The sequence below is a fragment of the Planktotalea sp. genome, from assembly GCF_049680325.1.
GTDB lineage: Bacteria > Pseudomonadota > Alphaproteobacteria > Rhodobacterales > Rhodobacteraceae > Planktotalea.
In genome coordinates, this window is record NZ_JBAUHO010000100.1 from 1 (window position 1) to 1,920 (window position 1,920).

General features: G+C 52.9%; 3 protein-coding genes. All 3 read right to left on the minus strand.

Annotated elements, in window-relative coordinates:
• The coding region (locus tag WBC85_RS04105) for a flagellar biosynthesis repressor FlbT (protein WP_424433404.1) at positions 1-381 on the minus strand (381 nt) is incomplete at its 3' end.
• Between the two features lie 6 nt (positions 382-387).
• Positions 388-789, minus strand: coding sequence for a flagellar biosynthesis regulator FlaF (gene flaF / locus WBC85_RS04110; protein ID WP_424433405.1), 402 nt, complete (start codon positions 787-789; stop codon positions 388-390).
• Between the two features lie 327 nt (positions 790-1,116).
• Entirely contained in the window at positions 1,117-1,569 is a 453-nt protein-coding gene (locus WBC85_RS04115) for a hypothetical protein (RefSeq protein WP_424433406.1), read from the minus strand.
• Positions 1,570-1,920: the final 351 nt, after the last annotated feature.

Below are 1,920 nucleotides of genomic sequence, written 5' to 3' on the forward strand. Positions count from 1 at the left end.
CTCAAACAACTGCTCTTCGTAGTCCATCAAGGGCCGAAGGGCGCGCATGGCTTTGTAGAAATCTCTGAGGGAGACATGGCTTGCAGCGTCAAAAATGTGCTGGGCAACCTCATCGTGAAACACCGGCACCAGTTTTCCCAGCTGTTTCTGGATGATGGGTACCAGCTTATCCCGCTTGCTGGGGTCCAAAAGCGCCGCCTGGATGAAAAAGTATACCTCTTTGACGGGGGTACGCGCTGCGGATTCGTCCAGCAGGTCGGCCTCGCGGACAATATCCGCCTGATTTTCGATCACAAGCAACTGACGGCGGTCCGAGTTTCGGACCACACAGCCGTTGATCAAAATGCGTTCATTCGGTTTCAGGGTCAGTCGTAATGCCATGTCAATTCACTCCGCTGCTGTGTCAAAGGCGCGGCCACCAAGGCCGTCAATGATGCTGCGGTTGATGTCGACCAGCGGTTTCACGTTTTTGCTGCCTGACAGGACATTTTGCGTATGTTTTTCGACCCAGACCGCCAGCGATACCAAAGAGGCGCGCAAGTTCGGGCTCAGCTCGTTTTCTTTTTCCATCAGGTCCATCTTGAAGGTCATCCAGACCCTCTGATTTTCCCAAAGCACATGGCGCAGCCCGTCCGAAAGGATCTGCAGCCGCTCCATTTTTTTGTCTGTCCCGTCAAATGCTTCAAATTGTTGTTCTAGCTTAGAAGTCACCTGCGCAAGGATGCGACGCTCAATTTGGCGTGGCGCTTCCGTGTGCGAGATCGTCCGCTTGTATGCGGCTACACTCATTCTCGTCACCTGTTTGTTTTTATTCTGCCTCTGATTGAACTGTAGCGCGCTGCGGTTAAGGGAAAATTAACGTTTGAGAATTTTCCGGCCCAAATGCGTTTTTGGGCAACGTCACTGGCCAATCATGGCAGAGATGTCACAGGTCAGGGGCGATTATCTTTGAAAAGCAATGACGTGTAGGCCTTACTTAACCAAAGCTATTTCATGCTGTGCGCGCGCACCACAGGCGCATTTACCGCTATTGCGTTCCGACTTTAGCTTAACGTCAGGGGCGGTTTTCGCCCCGAAGCCTCAAAAAATAGTGCATCACGGTCAGGTCAAAGCGCCTTACTGAACCAACTCCGCCTGCATCCGCCGCTTGGTGGCATGCTGGGCGGGCTGTGTGACGATTGCCTTTTCCATGGCAGAATGTGTTGGATCATCTCGATGATCTACACCAGCAAGCTCCACCAGAATGTTGCCAAGCGCATGGCCCAGCTCCTTGCCGGAAAAATAGTCGGCGTTGCTCATCTTGCAGGGTTCAATGAAGACGATTGTTTCGTCGCTCATCTCAATACCGAACTCTTGGTACAACACATCCGCAAGGCTCGCCCCCGGCAGAACCTCGTCACCAGCGCATGTTGCAAGCGGCGTTGCCGCGTCACCACCAGCTTTTGTGGTAAAACAAATCGTCGGGGCAGCGAGCAGGGAGGTCAGAAGGCGGGCCAGCGGTGACAGTTCCGAGCCTTGGCGCAGTTCCATTGTGTCGCTCCAGATATGCTCCATAATATCTACTGACATGATACTGCGACCCCCTGTCGTCCATTCAACTCAAAGTTATTCCTGTTTGGCCATGTTTTGAACCTGAGAATTGTTAAGATTCAAGCCAGCAACACCTTGTTTTCATAAGCGGCAGCACCTCATTGCCGAGGCGGCAGCGACGGAGATTCCCTCCATAATCAGCGAATTTCCCTTGTTTTCTCGCTCTCTACATATGGTGGCCTGCCCTCGGGAAACTGCTACCGCTTGTGCAATGTGCAAAATATGGGCGGTGAGCCCAGGGCCGTTGAATTTACAGTTCTCTTGTTGCCAAGGTGGCGGCGCTGTGCGTGCGTTGATTTGCCCGATTTTTGGTGTCGGGCGACACCTAAG

Coding starts and splice junctions, on each gene's coding strand:
- flaF (WP_424433405.1), bottom strand. CDS start 789: ATGAGTGTAGCCGCATACAAGCGGACGATCTCGCACACGGAAGCGCCA.
- WBC85_RS04115 (WP_424433406.1), bottom strand. CDS start 1,569: ATGTCAGTAGATATTATGGAGCATATCTGGAGCGACACAATGGAACTG.